Genomic DNA, 19246 nt, shown 5'->3' on the forward strand with positions numbered 1-19246 from the left:
CTCGCTAGGTGTATCGTTGAAGCAGTTGGTAATCCAGTCAGTCCGGAATGCATTCGCCGTCTTCCGCTTATCGCCGAGCAACCGCTCATGCCGGACACGCAGGTAGCAACCGTCAAATCGGATTCACCTTGAGCGCTCCAACCTTTTCTCCATCCACATCTCCCTACACGTCGATCCTCGATCCCCTTGAGGCGCATCGCGTTTCTCGAAGTCTCCGGGTCGGAATCCTCAGCACCTATGCGCCGACGCATTGCGGGCTTGCGACATTCACAGCGGCACTGTCGGACGCGTTGACCGCGCACGGCGCCGCGGTGAGTGTCGTGCGGGTGGCCGACGGCGGTCGCTCATCCCGCGATCGCGTCGTCGGTGAGCTGGTGAGGGGTTCGGCGGCATCGATCGCAGCGGCATGCGAAATTCTGAACCAGAACGATGTCGCTGTCGTTCAGCACGAGTACGGAATCTATGGCGGCGTCGATGGAGACGACGTCGTGGACGTCGTCGATGGTCTGCGTGTGCCATCGATCATCGTCGCCCACACAGTTCTCAAACACCCGACGCCGCACCAGCGTTCGGTTTTGGAAGCGATCGCAGCAACCGCGGATTGCGTGGTGGTGATGTCGGAGGCCGCACGGCAGCGCCTCTGTTCCGGGTTCGACGTGAACCGCCGCAAGGTCGTCACGATCCCACACGGCGCAGCCGTCCCGCCCGGCGCTGCCCCGAAGCGTCCGAGCAGGCCCACCCTGCTGACGTGGGGGTTGCTCGGCCCCGGGAAGGGTGTCGAGCGGGTGATCGACTCGATGACTTCGCTGAAGGATCTGCCTGGTAGGCCGCGCTATCTGGTCGCCGGACAGACGCACCCGAAGGTCCTTGCAGGTGACGGTGAGTCCTATCGCGACGCCCGAAAAGAGCAAGCCCGCCGCGGCGGCGTTGCGGATTCGGTCGCCTTCGACGCCCGCTACTGGGCCGCGTCGCAATTGCCCGCCCTCATCCAGTCCTCCTCGGTTGTCGTGCTGCCCTACGACTCCACCGATCAGGTCACCTCTGGTGTTCTCGTCGACGCGATCGCGTGTGGCAGGCCCGTCGTGGCTACCGCGTTTCCCCATGCCGTCGAGCTCCTCGGGACAGGAGCGGGCATCGTTGTCGACCACGACGATCCGGACGCCATGGCGGTGGCCCTGCGCCAAGTGCTGACACAGCCGCGTCTCGCCGGCTCCATGGCTGCCGAAGCCCGTCGACTGGCGCCGGAGATGGCGTGGCCGGTCGTGGCGAACGCCTACGTGGGTCTGGCGAATCGACTCCTCGACGAGCGGCGGGCACTGGTATGACCACCGAGGCACCTGCGAACTTCGACCACCTGCTGCGCCTGACAGACCGTAACGGCACCTTCGAGCATGCGTTGTTCACCGAGCCCAGGCCCGATCACGGCTACTGCACCGACGACATGGCCCGCGTCCTTGTCGTGGCAACCAGAGAACCGGACGCCGAAGGCGCGGTGAACGGCCTCGCGGGGCTAGCGGTGCGGTTCTTGAACGAGGCGCAGGCCTACGACGGTGCATGCCGTAACCGCATGGACCGCTACAGCCGGTGGACCGACCAGCCGAACACCGGCGACCACTGGGGCAGGTGCCTCTGGGGTCTCGGCACGGCCGCCGCTCACAGTGGCGTGGGTCTTGTCCAGAAGCTGGCGGTGATCCAGTTCGGCCGCGCCGCGCAGACACGGTCGACGTCGGCGCGCGCAATGGCGTTCGCCGCATTGGGAGCAGCCGAGCTTCTCGCCGTCGACCCGGAGCACCAGGCGGCGCGAAAGCTGATCGCCGACTATGCCCGTTCGCACAACCCACCCGCCGCTGACAGCTCGTGGCCGTGGCCTGAGCCGCGGCTCGCCTACTCGAACGCGGTGCTGGCCGAGGCGATGATCGCCGCGGGATCTGCGCTCGACGACATGGCCTTGCAGCAGCGTGGCTTGGATCTGTTGGGTTGGCTGATCGACTACGAGACGATAGACGGCCATCTGTCGCCTACCCCGGTGGGAGGCAGCGGGCCAGGCGACGTCAAGCCGGCTTTCGACCAGCAGCCGATCGAGGTGGCCGCGCTGGCGGATGCGTGCGCGCGTGCCGCGACCGTCGACGCAGCCGCGAGGTGGCCCGATGGCGTCTCGGCCGCTGCCGCCTGGTTCCAGGGTGCCAACGACATCGGGCAGCTCATGTGGGATCCGGAGACGGGCGGCGGGTTCGACGGGCTTCTCGTCGACGGGGTGAACCAGAACCAGGGCGCGGAGTCGACGCTGGCTGTCCTGGCGACGATGCAGCACGCTCGCCGGTTCTCCGTTGTGTCGCAATGACTTCGGTGCAGACCGGACTCGTCACCCGAAGCCCGCAGAGGCTCGCGGCGGATCCGTCGAGGGTGATCACCCGGCTTTTCGTACCCGGACAGGAAGGGTTCGAGCGCCGGGACTCCCGAGCCGGAGCAGTGCTGAGACGCATCCTTGCCCTCGACGAGGACGAAGTTGAGCTGTCATTGGACGATGTTGTTCGGCGCTTCGATGGCCGGCACCGCGATCTGGTCGGCACCTTCCGCAGGCACGCCGACGAACTCTCCGATCGTCTGAAGGCCGGTGCCCGACTGTCACCGGCTCGAGTGTTGTTGCTGGGAGCCACATTCACCAGTGAATACGCCATCGAGGCGGCGGCATTGTGCAATCCAAGCATCGTCGCGCACCCGGACCAAGCGGATATCGCAGCGGGCAGCCTGCGGTTCGTCATGAGCGTACGGGGCATCGGCGAAGGACATCGGTCATCGATCGGATTCCGGACGGGCGTCGTCGACGCCGAGGGCGGTGTCACGGTCCACACTCCGACTCGTTTCGCCTCCGCCGGGTCCGTCGGGACGACGCTGCTCGACGCCGCCGCTTTCCGCAGTGAGCTCGCACGGCATCGCGACGCAGGCGAGGCTGCCGACTACGTCCTCGATGCCCTCGGCGAGCAATTCACCATGGCCGACCTCGACGAGCAACTCCTTACGCTGCAGACACATATGAGTACCCGAGGCCGTGCACAGCAGACTATTTCAGTGATTCGGACCGTCGCTGAACGTTTCTATGCAGTCGAATTCCCGGCAGATCTACCGCTTTCCGAACGGGTGCTGCACCCGACGATCGGCGCCGAGGCGGCAGGCATGGAGGACGCGCGCTTCGTTCGCTTCGTCGACGACGACGGGTCGGTCACGTTCTACGCCACCTACACAGCCTATAGCGGGTCGGTCATCAGCCAGCAGCTTCTGAAGACTACTGACTTCCGGTCGTTCACCTCGACGCCGATGGTCGGTAGCGCGGCGGCCAACAAGGGCGTAGCGCTGTTCCCGCGTCGCATCGGCGGACGTTTCGCCGCCATGTCGAGGTCGGATCGTGAATCGAATTCGGTTGCCTTTGCCGATGTTCCGTTCGACTGGCCTAGCGCCGCACCCTGCCAGCAACCCACTGAAGCGTGGGAGACGTTGCAGCTCGGCAATTGTGGACCGCCCATCGAAACCGAGGCGGGGTGGCTGGTGCTCACCCATGGGGTCGGGCCGATGCGGACCTACCGGATCGGGGCGATTCTGTTGGATCTCGACGAGCCGACCCGCATCATCGGTCGACTGCGACGGCCACTGCTGAGCCCGGCCGATGACGAGCAGGACGGCTACGTTCCGAATGTCGTGTATTCGTGCGGTGCACTGGTGCACGCCGGGACCTTGGTGATTCCGTACGGAATAGCAGACGCGGCCATCGGTATCGCGACCGTGCCGCTGAATGGACTACTTGCCGAGTTGAGGAGTTGAAATGGCAACACAGGATGACCGACAGCGAAAAGCTTTTCGGGAGAACTCGATCCATGTCGGCAGCGGCTTTGTGGCGAGAGAACGGGCGCATGTCGTCGAGGTGTTGTCGGCTCTTGGGCCTCACCTGGGAAAGTGGGACCCCAGTGATGTCGTCGTCGATGTCTCCCTGCAGGACCGCGACGGCAAGGAGCAGCGGGTCACATTGCGCACCACCCTGCCTGCCCATCAGCCGCTGATAGCGGTGGCTGAGAACCCGGACATCGACCACGCGCTCTCCGAAGCCAAACGTGAGCTGATCCGCCAACTCGATCACCGGAAGTCGATGAAAGAACCCATGAACAACCGCCGACTTCGGCAATCCTCTATTCGGCGACCGGGCTGATCACTCCGCGTCGGCGGCTCTGACGGTCACACAGCCGCCCGTCATCCGGCGAGTCGGTGAACGCGTCCCTCGTTCAGTTGATCGTGTGAGGTGACCGCTTCGCTTCGATAGGACGTGTCGTGATGCCGCAGGCTGTTTTGGATCTCGACCATGGCCGCTTGGGCCCTCGCAGCGGACTCATGGGCAAGCAGTTCCCGCCGGAGTTGCACCGCGTGCTCATCTGCGATCGCCGCACCTCTGTTATCGCGCCGTCCCGGGCGCGTCTTCCGCACCACGACGACGAGCACGCCGATGAGGACAAGTGCGGCCATTGCCGCGACGACGATCAAAGCGGTTGTGTTGGTGGCCATCCCGGCCTCTCAAATTTGTGGAGCGGCGCCACCACACCGGCCATGATCCGAAAGTGGAACATCGCGCCGGTTCCTCCCGAGGGATGTATCCGGACACGCATGTTTTCGGTCGGTGAGTGGGCCGCCCCTGCACTGCTCGCGAACCAGACCTCCAGTACACGCTTGTTTCGGTGTTCTGTCAACACTGTTGACAGGTGCTGTTGACGTACGATGTCGGTGCTGTTCAGGACCGAACGGAAGTGCTGCAAAATATGGCGATCAACCGGTCGACGATCCTGCGGGCGGCGCTCACGGTTATCGACAGGGACGGCGTCGACGGCTTGTCCATGCGTCGCCTCAGTGAGGCGGTGGGTCGGGATCCGACCGTGCTGTATCGACACGTGCCGAACAAGGCAGCGCTGCTCGACGGAGTCGCGGAGATCCTGCTCGGGCAACTGCGTGTGGACACGGCTGATCCGGACTGGGCCGGTCAGTTGCGCGCCATTGCCCACGAGTTCCGCCGACTGGCCGTCACACACCCGAACGCAGTGCCGTTGTTGGTGACTCGGCCGTTGGCGACTCCTCTGGGTCAGCGGCCGCCGGGGATGTTGCGGCCCCTCGAGGATGTCGTCGCCCTGCTCACGTCCGCAGGCTTCAGCGGGGCGGATGCCCTGCACATCTACCGGGTGCTCTTCGGCTTTCTGCACGGCCACATCCTCGACGAGCTGCAAGAGGTGATCGAGCGACCGGAGGAGACCGACGACGTGTTGCGCCTGGGCTTGCATCGACTGGAGGTCACCGAGTTCCCGCAGGTGCGCGCCCTGGCGCCGATGCTGGCGTCCTACGACGGTGAGGCCGAGCTCGACCGCGGCCTTGATCTGTTGTTCTTCGGTCTGACGGCGACACTGACGACGCCGGACGTGTCATCGCGGGCGAGTCAACGGAAGTGACGGACTAAGAAAGACAACTCGCTGCGAGTCACGAAGATCGTCGCGCGGGGCCGACTTTCGCACCTGAATGGTCTACTCGCGGCCTTGGCCGGCTGACACCGCGGGGATTATTTGGCGAGCAGCCAGTGGTAGAGCTCGAACGAGGCCTGTTCGACCGAACCCTTCGTCAGCTTTCCGTCGTCCACCGTCCATACCGCGGTGCCGGTCATCGCGATGGGCTTGCCGTTGGGTTCGGTGCCGAGGATGCCATTGTTCGACCCGGTCAACACCCACCGGGAGGTGACGCGGCTGCCGTCGTCGTTCTGGAATGCCTCGATGGTGTCGACATGCAGTTCGTCGACGTGGTCGACGAAGTCCGTGACCCAGTTCTTGACGTCGGCCTTGCCAGAAATCTTCTGGCCGCCCGCCTCGACGACGATGTCGTCGGTCACGAACTTCTCGACGGCATCGGGTGCGTGAGCGTTCCAGACCTCGTCCCAGAACGCGTTGACAATCTCCGTTGATCGCATGTTCGCACCATCTCACCCTCGTCGCGCTGCCGCAGGCCTTTCGACGAAAATAAGAGCGATCTTGTTGTACGGCAATGTATTTCTTGGCTTGCCGTTGTGCACTAGAGGTGTGATCGAATGAAGGCAAGAACCTCGTCCGCGGTCGCGAAGCCGCCGAGGTGGCTCTCCTCGGTGCGCAGGAATAGTTCGGCATCAGGCAGGAGATCGACAGCCGCTTGCGCGTCCCGCAGCGGCACGATGTTGTCGGCGTCGCCGTGCCACCACCGCACCGGCGCCTTCACGTCCGCCAGCCGGAAGCCCCAGTCGCGACCGAAAAGCCGGGCATCATCGACGATGGCCTGGAAGCGGCCCTTGGCGACCAGGACGATGTCGTCGATGAACATCCCCTCCATCTCGGGGTCGCGAAGTACCCGGCGGTCACCCGCCGGAGTGGTCATCGCATAGACCTGACAGGCATAGTGCGCGAACGGGAGCAGGGGCGTCATCAGCACGGACACTGCCCCGGCGAGGGGACGGCGCAGTTCGCTCAAGAGCGGGGCGAAGCGGCGGGCCAGTTCGATGGCGCCGGTTGCGAGCGCGTCGGGGCCGACGGAGGGGACGACGCCCCCAAGGACAGCCACTGCTGCGACGCGGCCTGCCAGAGCGGGCGCCGCGGCACAGGCCAAGGCGTACGGCCCGCCGCCGGAGAGGCCGACGACGCCGAGTCGCTCGGCGCCGAGGGCATCGGCAACATGTGCGACGTCTCTCGCCCAGTCGGCCACCGACTCATAAGGATGAGGGTCGGACAAACCGCTACCCGGCCGGCCCACCACCACGACGCGCAAGCCGAGGTTTTCGGCGGCGCGACGGCCGATCAGTGGAAATTGCCGGCGCCCGCCGGGTGTGCCGTGGAACCACAGCACTGGATCGCCCGACGGATCGCCGAATTCGGCGAATCCAAGACGGCGGCCGTCGGGCAGGTAGAAACGGCCCTCGGCGCGCGGCTTCTCGACGCGAGGTACGCCGAAGGGGTGCCGCATCGGGTTGGTCATCCGCATCGACTCAGGATCGTGCTTGGCAAACGCTCTCACGGGGGATATCGGGGTAACTGGAGCTGCCGTTAGCGGCCTGCTGCCCCCGACGAGCCTGAGATGGCTTCGGGCCATCGTCAGCGGCCCCGGCTCGCTCTTGCCCGGTTTCCACTGCTCTGAGCCGTCGCGGTGTCGTCCCGAGTTTCGCTGTCCGCCGGAAATCCGTCGGGTGTCGTAGCAGAGCCGCCGAGTCCCGAGTCGATCGAGTCGCGCCGGACTAGTTCCTCGTGAAAGGACCGCTTCTCACGATATGGCCGTTCGAGATTCAATTCCCACGGAAATGCCATTAAGTTCCCCCATGTAGCGCCGTATCGGCAATAGCGGAGAACGCTACCGCAATTCTTCGGGATATTGCGTAACTATCCGATAAAGGATAACTGCGGCTGAATAGCGTAGCCGTGAATATTCTTTTCCCAAAGCAAAGCGTTTGTCGCTGCCGGGACGGCGCCGATCGAGCACCCCTGAGGTGCAATCGCCGCCCTCATCGCCCGCCGGTAACCGCGCCGAAGCAGACCACGCTGCGTGCCCCATGACCAGAAACCATTTCCGTGAACGCCTTTTCCACGTCATCAATACCGACACGCTGCGTGACCAGGGCCTCCAGATCGAGTCGTCCGCGAAGAGCCAGCTCGGCGAGGACCGGGATGTCGCGCGCGGCATCGCTTGCGCCATAGACACTGCCGCGGATCGTCTTGCCGTCAGCCATCAATGAGAGCGCGTTGAACGTGACTGTTTCCTCGATCGCGGCAGCGCCGACAAGTGTGACCGTGCCGCCGCGGCGCGTGGCGTCGTACGCGGCGCGGATTGTCGCTGGCTTGCCGACGACCTCGATTCCGTGGTCAACCCCTTGGTGACCAGTGAGCTCGCGGACCGCGGTGACGAGATCGACGTCGCTCGCATCGATGGTGTCGGTCGCGCCGTTGGCTGCCGCGGTAGAAAGCTGACCAGCCACGGTGTCGGCGGCGATGATGCGCGCTGCCCCGGCGAGCCGGGCGCCCTGCATTGCCGCTAAACCCACACCACCGCAACCGATTACGAGCACACTCTCACCGGGACGGACGACTGCGGTGCGCATCACCGCGCCGACGCCGGTCGTCACTGCGCAACCCAGCAGGGCGGCGATGTCGAGCGGCAGCGACGAATCCACGTTGACGACCGCCGCAGCGGGCACCAACGTCTCTTCGGCTAACGTCCCCGCGCCCATTGACGGCCACACGCCTCCGTCGGCGCTGGAGGCGTACGGCTCGCCGAAGGCGTGTGTGAGCCCGCTCGGGCATAGGTGCGAGTCGCCGCGCAGACAGTCGGGGCATGTTCGGCATGGGACATTCCAGGTGATCACGACGTGGTCGCCGGGGTGGACGGTCATCACGTCGGCGCCGACCTCGGTGACGATGCCTGCGCCTTCGTGACCGAGGGTGCACGGCAGAAGGGCCGGCATGCCGCCGTCCCGCACCGACAGGTCGGTGTGGCAGACGCCGCTGGCCGCCAGCTGCACCTTGACCTCGTGGCTGCCGACTGGCCGGAGTGTCAGGTCTTCGACCGCGGCGGGCTTGCCGACCTCACGCAATACGGCCGCCCTCATACGGTCTTACGATGGCGAGACGACACCATCAGGTCAAGGGGGACCTGCGATGACGACATCAACCCTGGCGACAATCACGATCGGCGGCCAGCCGCAACCCGGCGCCGCGGGCAGCTATCCCGTGCACAACCCCGCCAGACCAGCCGAGATCGTCGGCGAGGCCCCCGCTGCCGACCGTGCCCAACTCGACGCGGCGGTGGGAGCGGCGCGTGAAGCGGCGCCGGCCTGGCGGGCGTTGGATGTCGGGGAGCGGGTCGCCAAGATCCTGGCGGCGGCGACGACGGCCGGCGACCAGCTGAGGGAGCGCGACGGCGCTCGGCTATACACGCGCGAACACGGCAAGGTGTTGTCGGAAGCGCGCTTCGAGCTCGACACCGCGCCGATGCTCGCGGCGATCATCGGGTCGATGGCGGAGGCGGCGCTGACGCCCGAACAGATTGACCCGCAGGCGCCGTATCCGCAATTGCACCGGGAGCCGTACGGCGTTGCGGCCCTCGTGATTCCGTTCAACTGGCCGCTTGCGGTGATGATGACGAAACTGGCGTCGGCGCTGGTCGCGGGTAATACAGCGGTGGTCAAGCTGCCGCCGACGGTTCCGCTGACCGCGCTGCAGTTCGGGGCGCCGTTCGCGGCGGCGCTGCCACCGGGTTTGGTGAATGTGCTGTCGGCGCCCGGTATCGAGCTGGCACAGGCGTTGGTGACGCATCCGGGCATCGACGTGATCTCGTTGACGGGTGGCCCGGCGACGGGCCGCGCGGTGATGGCGGCGGCGGCACAGCGGCTGACGCCGGTGTTGTTGGAGCTCGGCGGCAACGACGCGGCGATCATTGCGCCGGACATGCCGATCAGCGACGGGCTTGTCGAGCGGCTGGTCGCGGCGACGTACACAACGGGCGGACAGGTGTGCATGGCGATCAAGCGGCTGTACGCGCCGCGCGATCGAGTCAATGAATTGTCGGAGGCGGTGCTGGCGCGCTGCGAGCGGGAAGTCATCGGCGACGGATTGGCGGACGAAACGACGCTCGGACCGCTGCACACCGCGGCTGGGCGCGACAGGGTTGGAAGGATGCTGAAAGATGCAGCAGCACAAGGGGCGACAGTGCGGACCGCGGGACGGATCCGCGCCGAGGACGCCGACGCGGGCGGTTACTTCGTATCGCCGACCGTTGTAACCGATGTGGTGCAGGATTCGGCGTTGGCGCGCGAGGAGCAGTTCGGCCCGGTGTTGCCGATCCTCGGCTACGACGAGATTGACGACGCTGTGGGTGCGGCGAACGCAACTGAGTTCGGCTTGACCGCGTCGGTATGGACGAGTGACGACGCACTTGCGGACAAGGTGACACGGCAGCTCGTTGCAGGCACGGTCAGCGTCAACTGCCACGGAATGGCGGCGCAGGACCCGCGTGTCCCCTTCGGTGGGGTTGGGCAGTCGGGCCTCGGACGCGAGTTGGGTGTCGACGGGATCAGGGCGTTCACCCAGGCAAGGGGTTATGTCCGGCAGCCGCCACCTTGAGGCGTGAGCGAGTTCTGCATGCGGGCTGCTGGAACTGGCGATTCACGACCCTGGCGCAGATTTCGCCGCACCCCCGGCCGGCGCCGCAGCAGGTCGCTGGCCAACTGCGAGACAGCTGCTACCTGATACTGGCTTTTTTTGCACAAATAGCATTGACAGTGGGCTGAAAGCGACGATAGTCGACAGGTATGGCGCTGCTGCCCGACCCGACGCCACGGGAGCGACAGCACATCCTCATCTCGGTGGACGACCACGTCATCGAGCCACCCGACATGTTCGAGGGCCGTCTCCCCGAAAAGCTAGCCGACCGGGCGCCGAAGATCGTCGAAACCGACGGCAGCCAGGCGTGGCAGTACGAGGGTCGCACGTACCCGAACATCGGCCTCAACGCAGTCATCGGGCGGCCCAAGGACGAATGGAGCATGGAGCCCGCGCGGTTCGACGAAATGCGCCGCGGCTGTTGGGACATCGATGCGCGGATCGCTGACATGGACCTCGCCGGGATCTGGGCATCGCTGAACTTCCCTTCGCTGATCGCTGGGTTCGCCGGCACAGTGTTCTGGAAGAGCGACGACCCCGAATTGGGACTCGCGGTGCTACGGGCCTGGAACGACTGGCACCTCGAGGTGTGGGCCGGCGCCTACCCCGACCGGATCATCCCCCTGCAGCTGCCCTGGTTGGCCGACCCGCGGCTGGCCGCCGAGGAGCTGCGCCGCAACGCCGAGCGCGGCTTCAAGGCCGTGAGCTTCCCAGAGCTGCCCGCCCAGTGCGGCCTGCCCAGTCTGCACACCGGGGTCTGGGATCCGTTCCTGGCCGCGTGCGAGGAGACCGATACCGTTATCTGTCTGCACACCGGCTCTGCGCAGTGGGCACCGATCCCCGCGCCGGACACCCCGTTCGAGACCATCACCACGCTGTTCCCCGTGAATGCCCTTGTCGCGACGGCGGATTGGTTGTGGTCGGGCATCCCCGTGCGCTTCCCGAAGCTCAACATCACGCTCGACGAGGGCGGCCTCGGCTGGGTGGCGATGCTCGCCGACCGCGCCGACTTCGTCCTCGCCCACTCCGCATCGGGCGCCGAGGGCGGATCGTGGAAGGGTGACCTGCTGCCCAGCGAGGTGCTGCGGCGCAACTTCTGGTTCTGCTCGATCGACGACCCGACCGCATTCGGCACGCTCGATGCGATCGGCGCCGAGCGCATTCTCATCGAGAGCGACTACCCGCACGCCGACTCGACGTGGCCCGACACCCAGCGTGTCGTCGCGCGCAACGTGGCGAAGCTGTCGGCCGAGGACGCGGCCCGCATCACCCACCGCAACGCCGCAGAGCTGTTCCGCCACCCGTTGCCAGACAAGGGATGGCTGGCTCAGAACGGCGCAGCATAGGAGTCCGCTTTGTTAGATCTGCTGATCCGAGATGCTCAGATCGTCGACGGCACCGGCGCACCCGCCCGACATGGTGACATCGGCGTGCGCGACGGGCGCATCGTTGCGGTCGGCAGTAAAAGGCATGTCGACGAGCAGGCGACGAAAACGATCGACGCGGAGGGGCAGACGCTCGCACCCGGCTTCGTCGACCTGCATACCCACTACGACGCCCAGCTGTTCTGGGATCCGACCGCCAGCCCATCGGTGCAGCACGGCGTCACCACGGTATTCGGCGGCAACTGCGGTTTCACGCTGGCACCGGCGGAACCCGGCCACCGGGATTACCTGACGCGAATGCTGGCGCGCGTCGAGGGCATGCCGCTCGAAGCGTTGCGTGCCGGCCTCGATTGGCAGTGGTCGTCCTTCGGCGACTGGCTGGCACGACTGGAAGGCCGCACCGCCGTCAACGCCGGCTTCCTGGTGGGCCACAGTGCTATTCGCTTGGCGGCTATGGGCGACGACGCAGTAGGTGGCGACGCGTCCCCGCAGCAGATCGAGAAGATGGCCACAATCCTTGGTGCTGCGTTGGCCGACGGGGCGCTGGGGTTGTCGACGTCGCAGTCGAACACCCACAACGACGGCTCGGGGCAGCCGGTGCCGTCGCGCAGCGCGTCACGCGAGGAGCTGCTGGCGTTGGCGGCAGCGGTCCGCGCACACCCGGGCACTCAGCTCGAGGCGATCATCCCGGGTTGTCTGTCCGGCTTCACCGACGACGACATCGACCTGCTCACCGGAATGTCGAAGGTCGCCGACCGGCCGCTGAACTGGAACGTACTGGGTGTCTCGGCTGCCAATCCGGAAGGCCACGAAAAGCAGTTGCGCGCGGGCCGAGTCGCGGCGGAACGCGGAGGGCGCGTCGTGGCGCTCACATTGCCGCATTCGATGAAGATCCGGCTGTCCTTCCTGTCCGGCTTCGTGCTCGACGGGCTGCCGGGCTGGCGCGAGACGATGCACCTGCCGGTGGCCGACCGGCTAAAGGCTCTCGCCGATCCCGAGGTGCGGCGCCGCCTCAACGAGGGCGCCCACTCGGAAGAGGCGGGCATCCTTCGCGGTCTTGCCAATTGGGAGCGACTGATCATCGTCGAAACGTTCGCCGGTCAGAACAACGACGCGACGGGCCGCACGGTCGGCGACGTCGCGGCCGCCCGTGGAAAAGATCCATTCGACGCGCTGCTGGACATCGTGATCGCCGACGAGCTGCGCACTGGGCTCTCGCCGCGGCCGTTCGGTGACGACGAAGCCGACTGGAAGGCGCGCGCCGAGGTGTGGCGAAATCGGGATGCGGTAATCGGCGGGTCGGACGCGGGCGCGCATCTCGACATGATGTGCGGGGCGATTTACACGACATCGCTGCTCGGCCACGGTGTGCGCGAGCACCAGGTGGTTTCGCTGGAGGAGGCGGTGCGGCTGATCACCGACGTGCCCGCGCGGCTGTACGGGTTGAAGGACCGCGGCAGGATCACGCCCGGCTGGCACGCCGACTTGGTGATGTTCGACCCGGCGACCGTTGACCACGGGCCGGAGCGCACCCGCTACGACTTGCCTGCAGGCGCACCGCGTTTGGTCGCCGATGCGAGAGGAATAACCTCGGTTTGGGTGGGTGGTGTCGAGGTATGCCACGACGGCATGGCAACCGGTGCGATGCCGGGCACTGTTCTGCGATCGGGCCGCGATACCGAGACGGTGACCGCGTCATGACCAACCGGGCGCCGCTGGCGCAGTTCGATCCGGCCAAGTTGCAGGACGGTCTGCTGATGGCGGTCGAGGACGTGCACGAGAAGCTGCGCACCGCGCGGGAGAAGCATCGGGTGATGGTCGGCAGTCCGATCTTCGAGACCTCGACGCAGAACCTCGATGTGGCGGGCGTGACGGTGCTCGGCTATGACGAGTGCCAGACGGTGCTGACCGACTCGGACAGGTTCTCGTCGTCGATATACGAGCACATTATGGGCCCGGTGATGGGAAAGACGCTGCTCGAGCAGGAAGGAGATGAGCATCGGGCGAGCCGGGCGCTGGTGTCGCCGTTGTTTCGGGCGAAGCTGCTGGAGCGGTGGCGCACCGAGCTGGTCGAGGTGGTGGTGCATGAACTGATCGATCGGTTCGCGTCACGCGGTACGGCAGATCTCGTGCGGGAGTTCACGTTTGCGTTTCCGGTGCAGGTGATCGCGCGACTGATGGGGCTTCCGCGTGAGGATTATGTGCGGTTCCAGCAGCTGTCGATCGAGTTGTTGAGCGTGGTCTACAACTGGGACGTCGGGGTGGCCGCGTCGGCCACACTGAAGGAGTACTTCGGCGAGATTCTGGCGGAAAGACGGCGTGCCCCCCAAGACGACTTGATCAGCGTGCTGGCCAGGTCCGAGATCGGCGGCGCACGACTGACTGACGACGAGATCTTCGCGTTCCTGTTGTTGATCCTGCCGGCGGGGGTGGAGACGACGTATCGGGCGTCGGGGAATCTGTTGGTGGCCATGCTCACCGAACCGTCGCTGCTGGAGATGGTGCGGTCGGACCGGAACATCATGCGCGGGGCAATCGAGGAGGCGCTGCGGTGGGAGCCGCCGATCAGCACGGTCGTGCGGGTAGCCAAGCGGGACTGTGAACTCGGCGGGATCGCGATTCCCAAGGGTACGAACGTGAGTGTCAGTGTGGCGGCGGCGAACCGGGACCCGGCACACTATCCGAATCCCGATCAGTTCGACCCGACGCGGAAGACCTTCGGGCATCTGACGTTTGGTGCGGGCGCACACGTGTGCCTGGGGATGCCGCTGGCACGGATGGAGACGATGGTTGCGATCAATGCTCTGCTCGACCGGCTGCCGGACCTGCATCTGGACCCGACCGCACCGGAGCCGGTGATCAACGGCGTGGCATTCCGATCACCGGCAGCCTTGCCGGTCGAATACACACCGGTCTAGTTGTGCCGATCGTCGGCCGCGCTTCGTAGCGAGCGCCAGTAGACCGCCGTCAACAAGGCCATGGGGATCCCGATGATGAGGGACGCGCCGGCCAGCGCATCGGCAATTGCGGCGACAGCCGCATCACCTGTGGTGCGGGCCACGACAAACGCGACAACCGCCATGACTCCCACCTGCAGCAGGTAGGTCACTAACGCCGGGAGGTGTGGATGGTTGCGCAGGCGCGGCACGACAACGGCCGGCTCATCGCGCGCCATCCACGTGAGCATGCCGATCAGGACGCCGGATGTGAACAGAAAGCCGACCTGCGAACCAAGCGGTAGGCCGAACCAGAAGCCAGGCCCGTCATAGCGGAACAGCTCCCCTAGTGCGAAATATCGGCCCAGTCGGCTGACGGGATCGATGATCCACAGCGCCCAGGTCGCGAGCACCACCGCAAGCACATACTCGAGAACGGATTGTCGAGAGCGGGACCAGTAAGGCCCCGCGACGATCAGTCGAGCGGCGGCGAAAGCGAAATACGCCATGAAGGTATAGCTGAGCGGCACCATGAGCGGCACCTCACCGACCCATAGCTCGTGGCCACGCAGGTCCGGATTGAAGGCGTACCGGGTATAGGGGACACCCAGATGTACAGACCCGTTCTCCGCGAGCGCGCCGACCGCCACTGCGATCACCGCATATATCGCAGTGCACTTCAGGCCGAGGTGGCGCAGCGCAAGCACCACGAACACCGTGCCGTACGCGGTGACGTACCACCTGCCGACGAAGGTGCCGACGATCTGTTCCACTATCGGGGAGCCTCTCCGGCTGCAGCCGTCGAGGCTCTGTTGTCCGACCTGGCTCGGCCGAACACCATCGACTCGTCGATGCGGTCGAAGCGGCGTCTGAAGGCATCGTCCAGGAAGTTGACGCCGACCTTCCATGGCCTGACTGTGCCTGATTTCGGGAGAACATGCTGACCGCGCTTCACGTAGCCAGATTGCAGGTGGAACGTCGGCTGCTCGGGCATCTCGGTATCGTCGAGGTGCGGATACGCGTGCGTGTAGCCGCGACAGTTCATGTAATACAACAGTTTTGCGACAGTGCGCGCCGTCAGGTCGGCGCCCAGCGTCCAAGATGCATTGATGTAGCCGAAGCTCCAGGCCATGTTCGGGACATCCTCGAACATGTGTCGTCGATACAGGAAGTGCTCGTGGGGGTCGATTGTTTCGCCGTCGATGCTGACGGTGATGCCGCCGAGCGCCTGCAGTCGCAGCCCGGTGGCCGTAATCACCACGTCGGCGTCGATGCGCCGTCCCGACTTCAGTGCGATACCGGTGACGTCCATGTGGTCGATGCGGTCGGTCACCATCTCGACGGCACCGTCACTGATGGCCTTGTATAGGTCGGCGTTCACGATGAAGCACAGGCGCTGATCCCACGGGTCGTAGGGGGGCGCGAAGTGGGTGTCGATCGGATAGTCATCCGGCAGGTTGCGCTCGGCGATGCGACGCAGCACCCGTTTGCTCAACTCCGGCGCCTTCCGTGCAGTGACCCACATGAGCTGCGCGACGAATGCGTTGCGCCACCGAACGATCCAGTGAGCAAGCCCCAGCGGCAACACTTTTCGAAGCGCATTGGCCGTCGGCTCCTCTTTCACCGCGGAGATCATGTAGGACGGCGTGCGCTGCAGCATCGTCAGGTGCGTGGTCTTCTCTGCCAGCGACGGGACCAGACTGACCGCCGTCGCGCCACTGCCGATGACCACTATCCGCTTACCGGCGTAGTCGAAGGACTCGGGCCAGTGTTGCGGGTGGATGACCTCCCCGGCGAAGTCCTCGATCCCGGGAATCGGCGGTTGGTAAGGCTTGTCGTAGTCGTAATAGCCGGTCGCGAAGAACAGGAATCTGCACCCGTAGGTCTTTTCGGCCCCGTTTTCTCGCGTGTGAACCGTCCAGGTGTCGGTGTCGGAATTCCAGTCGGCGGACCGCACGCAGGTGTTGAGCCGGATGTGCTCATGAATGTGATGCTTGCGTGCCGTCTCGTCCAGGTACTCCCAGATCTGGTCGCCGTCGGCGATCATCTCGGGCCGGGTCCACGGCTCCCACGGAAAGCACAGTGTGTAGATGTCGCTGTCGGAACGCACGCCCGGATATCGGAACAGGTCCCAAGTTCCGCCAAGTCGCGCGCGCCGTTCCAGTATTAGATAGCTCAGCCGCGGGTTGCGTTCGTGTATGCGGTAAGCGGCGCCGATGCCCGAAAACCCGGCGCCGATTATCAATACGTCGACCTGCTCGGCAACCTTCGCCGCCATCTGTCCACAATAGGCGCGATCGTCAGCCGATGATCGGAAACCTTCGCTCACGAGCCAGCGCGTCGAGCGCGGACTGCATCCGCCCACGGACTACGTCGTCGACGTGATCGATATCGGGGTTTTTTCCGAATTCACTTTCTACGTGAATGGGCTCGAGCACCTCCGTGACGATCTTCGCGGGCATCGGCAGGTTCGGCATGTAGCCGGAGGTGACTCCGAAGGGGAGGCCGACGATGATCGGCGCGATTCGCAAGCGCAGTAGCTTGTCGAGGCGTAGCAGCCGGGCCAGCCACTCGCCTCGGCTGAGGAACAGGTACTCCTCCTGTCCGCCGATGCTGACCACGGGGACGATCGGCACGCCTGCGTCCATCGCGGTGCGGATGTATCCCTTACGCCCCGCGAAATCGATCTTGTTCGCCTTGACGGATGGCCGGAATACGTCGTAATCCCCGCCGGGAAATACGAGTGTCACCGCCCCCGCCTGTAGCGCGGCGATCGCGTTGTCCCGGCTGGCAGGCAGAAATCCGGCCCGGCCCAACACGTTCTTTGCCCCGCCCCTCAGGAGAAGGTCATGGGTCAGAATGTAAAAGGGCCGTTCGCCGCCGAAGTAGTCATGGAAGGCGACGGCGATGACCGGAACATCCATCGCCACCAGGCCGCCCGAGTGATTCGACACCAGCAGCGCGCCGCCTTCGGGAAAGTGTTCCAAACCCCTGACCTCGGAACGGAAGTACAGCTTCACCGCCAATCGGAGCACGGGCATCAGCCGATCGACATAGGCGGCATCCCGCAGTGCCAACCAGGTCGCGCTCTGCGCTTTGACCGACTCCTGTTCGGCGCCCACCTGTCCCCCTCTTCCGTGACCCTGGCCACCTCCCAGTGTGCCTCGTCATGCCTGTGGGCCGGTATCCGCTCATTGAGCTGCCCAATCATTACTAATTTAGCTATATTCAAGGAAGCCGTGCACTCGAACGGGAGAATCTCGACGTGCCCCCGCTCACCTCTGTGGTGCGTCGTCGGACGGTGGTGAACATGAAGCGGCTGTCGAGCGTTGATGCTGCCTTCTGGTATGCGGAGACACCCGGCTGGCACATGCACATTGGTGGCCTCGTCGTCTGCGACCCGACGAATGCGCCGGGTTTCTCCTTGGATGCGGTCCGTCAACTGCTGGCCGATCGGCTGCCCGAAGTGCCGCAGCTGCGTTATCGAGTTGCCGGGGCGCCGCTCGGGCTGGACCGTCCGTGGTTCGTGGAGGACGAAGATCTCGATCTCGATTTCCACATCCGCCGGATCGCGGTGCCACCGCCGGGAGGCCGCAAGGAGCTCGACGACCTCATCGGGCGGTTGATGTCGTACAAGCTGGATCGCGCGCGGCCCCTGTGGGAGCTGTGGTTCATCGACCGCGTCGAAAACGACCGGGTTGCCATACTGACCAAAATGCACCATGCGCTCATCGATGGCGTGTCGGGTGCCGGGCTCAGTGAGATCTTGCTCGACGCGACGCCCGAACCGCGGCCGCCCGCGGCGGAGCCCAAGGAGTCACTGGTCGGCGTCGGCCTCCCGCGATTCGAACTCCGCGCGATCGGTGGGATGTTCAACCTCGCAGTGATGACGCCCTATCGGATGATGCGCATGGTCGAGCAAGTCGTGCGCCAGCAATTGGCGGTGATCGGCCTGGCCGACAAGCCACCCCGCTACTTCGACGCGCCGACCACACGGTTCAACGCCCCGCTCTCGCCGCACCGGCGCATCAGTGGGAGCCGGGTTCCGCTGGATCGAGTCAAGGCCGTCAAGGACGCGTTCGGTGTGAAGGTCAACGATGTGGTGCTAGCCATGGTTTGCGGGGCGCTGCGCAGCTATCTGAAGGAACGCGGGGAGCTTCCCGACCGGCCGCTACTGGCTCAGATACCGGTATCCACCCGCGACGATGACAATGAGGTCGGCAATCAGATCACCTCGACGACGGTCAGCCTTCCCACGGACGTCTCGGATCCAATTCAGCGGCTTGAAGCCATTCATGCCAGCGCTCAGGGCGCTAAAGCAGTGGCGCGGGCGCTCACCGAGAACCAGGTCGTGGGTTTCACCGAGACCGCGCCACCTGGCGTGCTCGCGCTCGCCGCCCGCGCCTACACCGCCGCCCGGCTCGGGGCGAACGTCGCCCCGATCAACCTCGTTGTCTCCAACGTGCCGGGTCCCGACTTCCCGATCTACATGGCCGGCGCGGTGCTGGAGACACTGATTCCGATCGGTCCGCTGGTGATGGATGTCGGGCTCAACGTCACCTGTTTCAGCTACCGGGATTCCGTTGACTTCGGCTTCGTCACCACCCCCGAAATCGCCAAGGACATCGACGAGCTGGCCGACGGCATCGAGCCCGCACTTCGCGAGCTCGAACAGGCTGCAGGTCTGAATTCCCGTCGGCAAACTCGACGGCGCGGCCGTCAATGACCATGACGG

17 protein-coding genes are annotated in these 19246 nt (G+C 65.3%); 10 read left to right on the top strand and 7 right to left on the bottom strand.

Annotated features, from left to right (window positions below; translation table 11 throughout):
* Window positions 1–173 precede the first annotated feature (173 nt).
* The 4 genes from C6A82_RS03980 to C6A82_RS03995 are packed head-to-tail and all read left to right on the top strand — an operon-like array spanning window position 174 to window position 4198.
* Window positions 174–1325 (top strand): glycosyltransferase, encoded by a 1152-nt coding sequence (locus C6A82_RS03980; RefSeq protein ID WP_233217124.1) that lies wholly within the window; start codon window positions 174–176, stop codon window positions 1323–1325.
* Window positions 1322–2341 carry a glycosyltransferase gene (locus C6A82_RS03985; RefSeq protein ID WP_105348265.1) on the top strand — a complete coding sequence of 340 codons (1020 nt, stop codon included), beginning with the start codon at window positions 1322–1324 and terminating at the stop codon, window positions 2339–2341. The genes C6A82_RS03980 and C6A82_RS03985 overlap by 4 nt, the downstream gene beginning before the upstream one ends.
* Window positions 2338–3816 carry a glycoside hydrolase family 130 protein gene (locus C6A82_RS03990; RefSeq protein WP_105348263.1) on the top strand — a complete coding sequence of 493 codons (1479 nt, stop codon included), beginning with the start codon at window positions 2338–2340 and terminating at the stop codon, window positions 3814–3816. Before C6A82_RS03985 ends, C6A82_RS03990 begins: the two co-directional genes overlap by 4 nt.
* Before the next feature lies 1 nt (window position 3817).
* Window positions 3818–4198: a hypothetical protein gene (locus C6A82_RS03995; RefSeq protein WP_199193928.1), complete on the top strand. Its 381-nt coding sequence runs from the start codon at window positions 3818–3820 to the stop codon at window positions 4196–4198.
* Between the two features lie 41 nt (window positions 4199–4239).
* Here the strand turns inward: C6A82_RS03995 and C6A82_RS04000 are convergent, their stop codons facing one another.
* Complete coding sequence (locus C6A82_RS04000; RefSeq protein ID WP_105348262.1) at window positions 4240–4548, bottom strand: hypothetical protein; 309 nt, start codon at window positions 4546–4548, stop codon at window positions 4240–4242.
* 251 nt (window positions 4549–4799) lie between these two features.
* On the opposite strand from C6A82_RS04000, the gene C6A82_RS04005 reads away from it, so the two are divergent.
* Window positions 4800–5477 carry a TetR/AcrR family transcriptional regulator C-terminal domain-containing protein gene (locus C6A82_RS04005; protein ID WP_105348283.1) on the top strand — a complete coding sequence of 226 codons (678 nt, stop codon included), beginning with the start codon at window positions 4800–4802 and terminating at the stop codon, window positions 5475–5477.
* Window positions 5478–5584: 107 nt separating this feature from the next.
* Here the strand turns inward: C6A82_RS04005 and C6A82_RS04010 are convergent, their stop codons facing one another.
* The 3 genes from C6A82_RS04010 to C6A82_RS04020 all read right to left on the bottom strand — a co-directional run bounded on the left by C6A82_RS04010 (window position 5585) and on the right by C6A82_RS04020 (window position 8638).
* Window positions 5585–5986, bottom strand: a complete 402-nt coding sequence (locus tag C6A82_RS04010) for an ester cyclase (protein WP_105348260.1) — start codon at window positions 5984–5986, stop codon at window positions 5585–5587.
* Between the two features lie 101 nt (window positions 5987–6087).
* Complete coding sequence (locus tag C6A82_RS04015; RefSeq protein ID WP_199193927.1) at window positions 6088–7023, bottom strand: alpha/beta fold hydrolase; 936 nt, start codon at window positions 7021–7023, stop codon at window positions 6088–6090.
* A 514-nt stretch (window positions 7024–7537) separates the two neighbouring features.
* Window positions 7538–8638 carry a Zn-dependent alcohol dehydrogenase gene (locus C6A82_RS04020; protein ID WP_105348256.1) on the bottom strand — a complete coding sequence of 367 codons (1101 nt, stop codon included), beginning with the start codon at window positions 8636–8638 and terminating at the stop codon, window positions 7538–7540.
* 49 nt (window positions 8639–8687) lie between these two features.
* Between C6A82_RS04020 and C6A82_RS04025 the strand changes: the two genes are divergently transcribed.
* The 4 genes from C6A82_RS04025 to C6A82_RS04040 all read left to right on the top strand — a co-directional run bounded on the left by C6A82_RS04025 (window position 8688) and on the right by C6A82_RS04040 (window position 14493).
* Entirely contained in the window at window positions 8688–10151 is a 1464-nt protein-coding gene (locus tag C6A82_RS04025) for an aldehyde dehydrogenase family protein (protein WP_105348254.1), read from the top strand.
* Between the two features lie 188 nt (window positions 10152–10339).
* Window positions 10340–11536: an amidohydrolase family protein gene (locus tag C6A82_RS04030; RefSeq protein WP_105348253.1), complete on the top strand. Its 1197-nt coding sequence runs from the start codon at window positions 10340–10342 to the stop codon at window positions 11534–11536.
* A 9-nt stretch (window positions 11537–11545) separates the two neighbouring features.
* Window positions 11546–13276 (top strand): amidohydrolase family protein, encoded by a 1731-nt coding sequence (locus C6A82_RS04035; RefSeq protein ID WP_105348250.1) that lies wholly within the window; start codon window positions 11546–11548, stop codon window positions 13274–13276.
* Window positions 13273–14493: a cytochrome P450 gene (locus tag C6A82_RS04040; protein WP_105348248.1), complete on the top strand. Its 1221-nt coding sequence runs from the start codon at window positions 13273–13275 to the stop codon at window positions 14491–14493. The genes C6A82_RS04035 and C6A82_RS04040 overlap by 4 nt, the downstream gene beginning before the upstream one ends.
* Here the strand turns inward: C6A82_RS04040 and C6A82_RS04045 are convergent.
* The 3 genes from C6A82_RS04045 to C6A82_RS04055 are packed head-to-tail and all read right to left on the bottom strand — an operon-like array spanning window position 14490 to window position 17552.
* Window positions 14490–15284, bottom strand: a complete 795-nt coding sequence (locus C6A82_RS04045) for a carotenoid biosynthesis protein (protein WP_158261665.1) — start codon at window positions 15282–15284, stop codon at window positions 14490–14492. The genes C6A82_RS04040 and C6A82_RS04045 overlap by 4 nt on opposite strands.
* A complete protein-coding gene (locus C6A82_RS04050) occupies window positions 15284–16789 on the bottom strand; it encodes an NAD(P)/FAD-dependent oxidoreductase (RefSeq protein WP_105348245.1) in 1506 nt (501 codons plus the stop codon). Before C6A82_RS04050 ends, C6A82_RS04045 begins: the two co-directional genes overlap by 1 nt.
* A gap of 22 nt (window positions 16790–16811) precedes the next feature.
* The gene (locus tag C6A82_RS04055) at window positions 16812–17552 is read right to left on the bottom strand and encodes a 1-acyl-sn-glycerol-3-phosphate acyltransferase (protein WP_105348281.1); all 741 of its coding nucleotides are present in this window, start codon (window positions 17550–17552) and stop codon (window positions 16812–16814) included.
* A 269-nt stretch (window positions 17553–17821) separates the two neighbouring features.
* Here C6A82_RS04055 and C6A82_RS04060 point away from each other — a divergent pair, with 269 nt between their 5' ends.
* Window positions 17822–19237: a wax ester/triacylglycerol synthase family O-acyltransferase gene (locus tag C6A82_RS04060; protein WP_105348279.1), complete on the top strand. Its 1416-nt coding sequence runs from the start codon at window positions 17822–17824 to the stop codon at window positions 19235–19237.
* Window positions 19238–19246 lie beyond the last annotated feature (9 nt).

This window comes from Mycobacterium sp. ITM-2016-00318, from assembly GCF_002968285.2.
Classification (GTDB): domain Bacteria; phylum Actinomycetota; class Actinomycetes; order Mycobacteriales; family Mycobacteriaceae; genus Mycobacterium.

Coding starts and splice junctions, on each gene's coding strand:
- C6A82_RS04005 (WP_105348283.1), top strand. CDS start 4,800: ATGGCGATCAACCGGTCGACGATCCTGCGGGCGGCGCTCACGGTTATC.
- C6A82_RS03995 (WP_199193928.1), top strand. CDS start 3,818: ATGGCAACACAGGATGACCGACAGCGAAAAGCTTTTCGGGAGAACTCG.
- C6A82_RS04055 (WP_105348281.1), bottom strand. CDS start 17,552: ATGCCCGTGCTCCGATTGGCGGTGAAGCTGTACTTCCGTTCCGAGGTC.
- C6A82_RS04030 (WP_105348253.1), top strand. CDS start 10,340: ATGGCGCTGCTGCCCGACCCGACGCCACGGGAGCGACAGCACATCCTC.
- C6A82_RS04000 (WP_105348262.1), bottom strand. CDS start 4,548: ATGGCCACCAACACAACCGCTTTGATCGTCGTCGCGGCAATGGCCGCA.
- C6A82_RS04050 (WP_105348245.1), bottom strand. CDS start 16,789: ATGGCGGCGAAGGTTGCCGAGCAGGTCGACGTATTGATAATCGGCGCC.
- C6A82_RS04040 (WP_105348248.1), top strand. CDS start 13,273: ATGACCAACCGGGCGCCGCTGGCGCAGTTCGATCCGGCCAAGTTGCAG.
- C6A82_RS04060 (WP_105348279.1), top strand. CDS start 17,822: ATGAAGCGGCTGTCGAGCGTTGATGCTGCCTTCTGGTATGCGGAGACA.
- C6A82_RS04010 (WP_105348260.1), bottom strand. CDS start 5,986: ATGCGATCAACGGAGATTGTCAACGCGTTCTGGGACGAGGTCTGGAAC.
- C6A82_RS03985 (WP_105348265.1), top strand. CDS start 1,322: ATGACCACCGAGGCACCTGCGAACTTCGACCACCTGCTGCGCCTGACA.
- C6A82_RS03990 (WP_105348263.1), top strand. CDS start 2,338: ATGACTTCGGTGCAGACCGGACTCGTCACCCGAAGCCCGCAGAGGCTC.
- C6A82_RS04020 (WP_105348256.1), bottom strand. CDS start 8,638: ATGAGGGCGGCCGTATTGCGTGAGGTCGGCAAGCCCGCCGCGGTCGAA.
- C6A82_RS04025 (WP_105348254.1), top strand. CDS start 8,688: ATGACGACATCAACCCTGGCGACAATCACGATCGGCGGCCAGCCGCAA.
- C6A82_RS04015 (WP_199193927.1), bottom strand. CDS start 7,023: ATGCGGATGACCAACCCGATGCGGCACCCCTTCGGCGTACCTCGCGTC.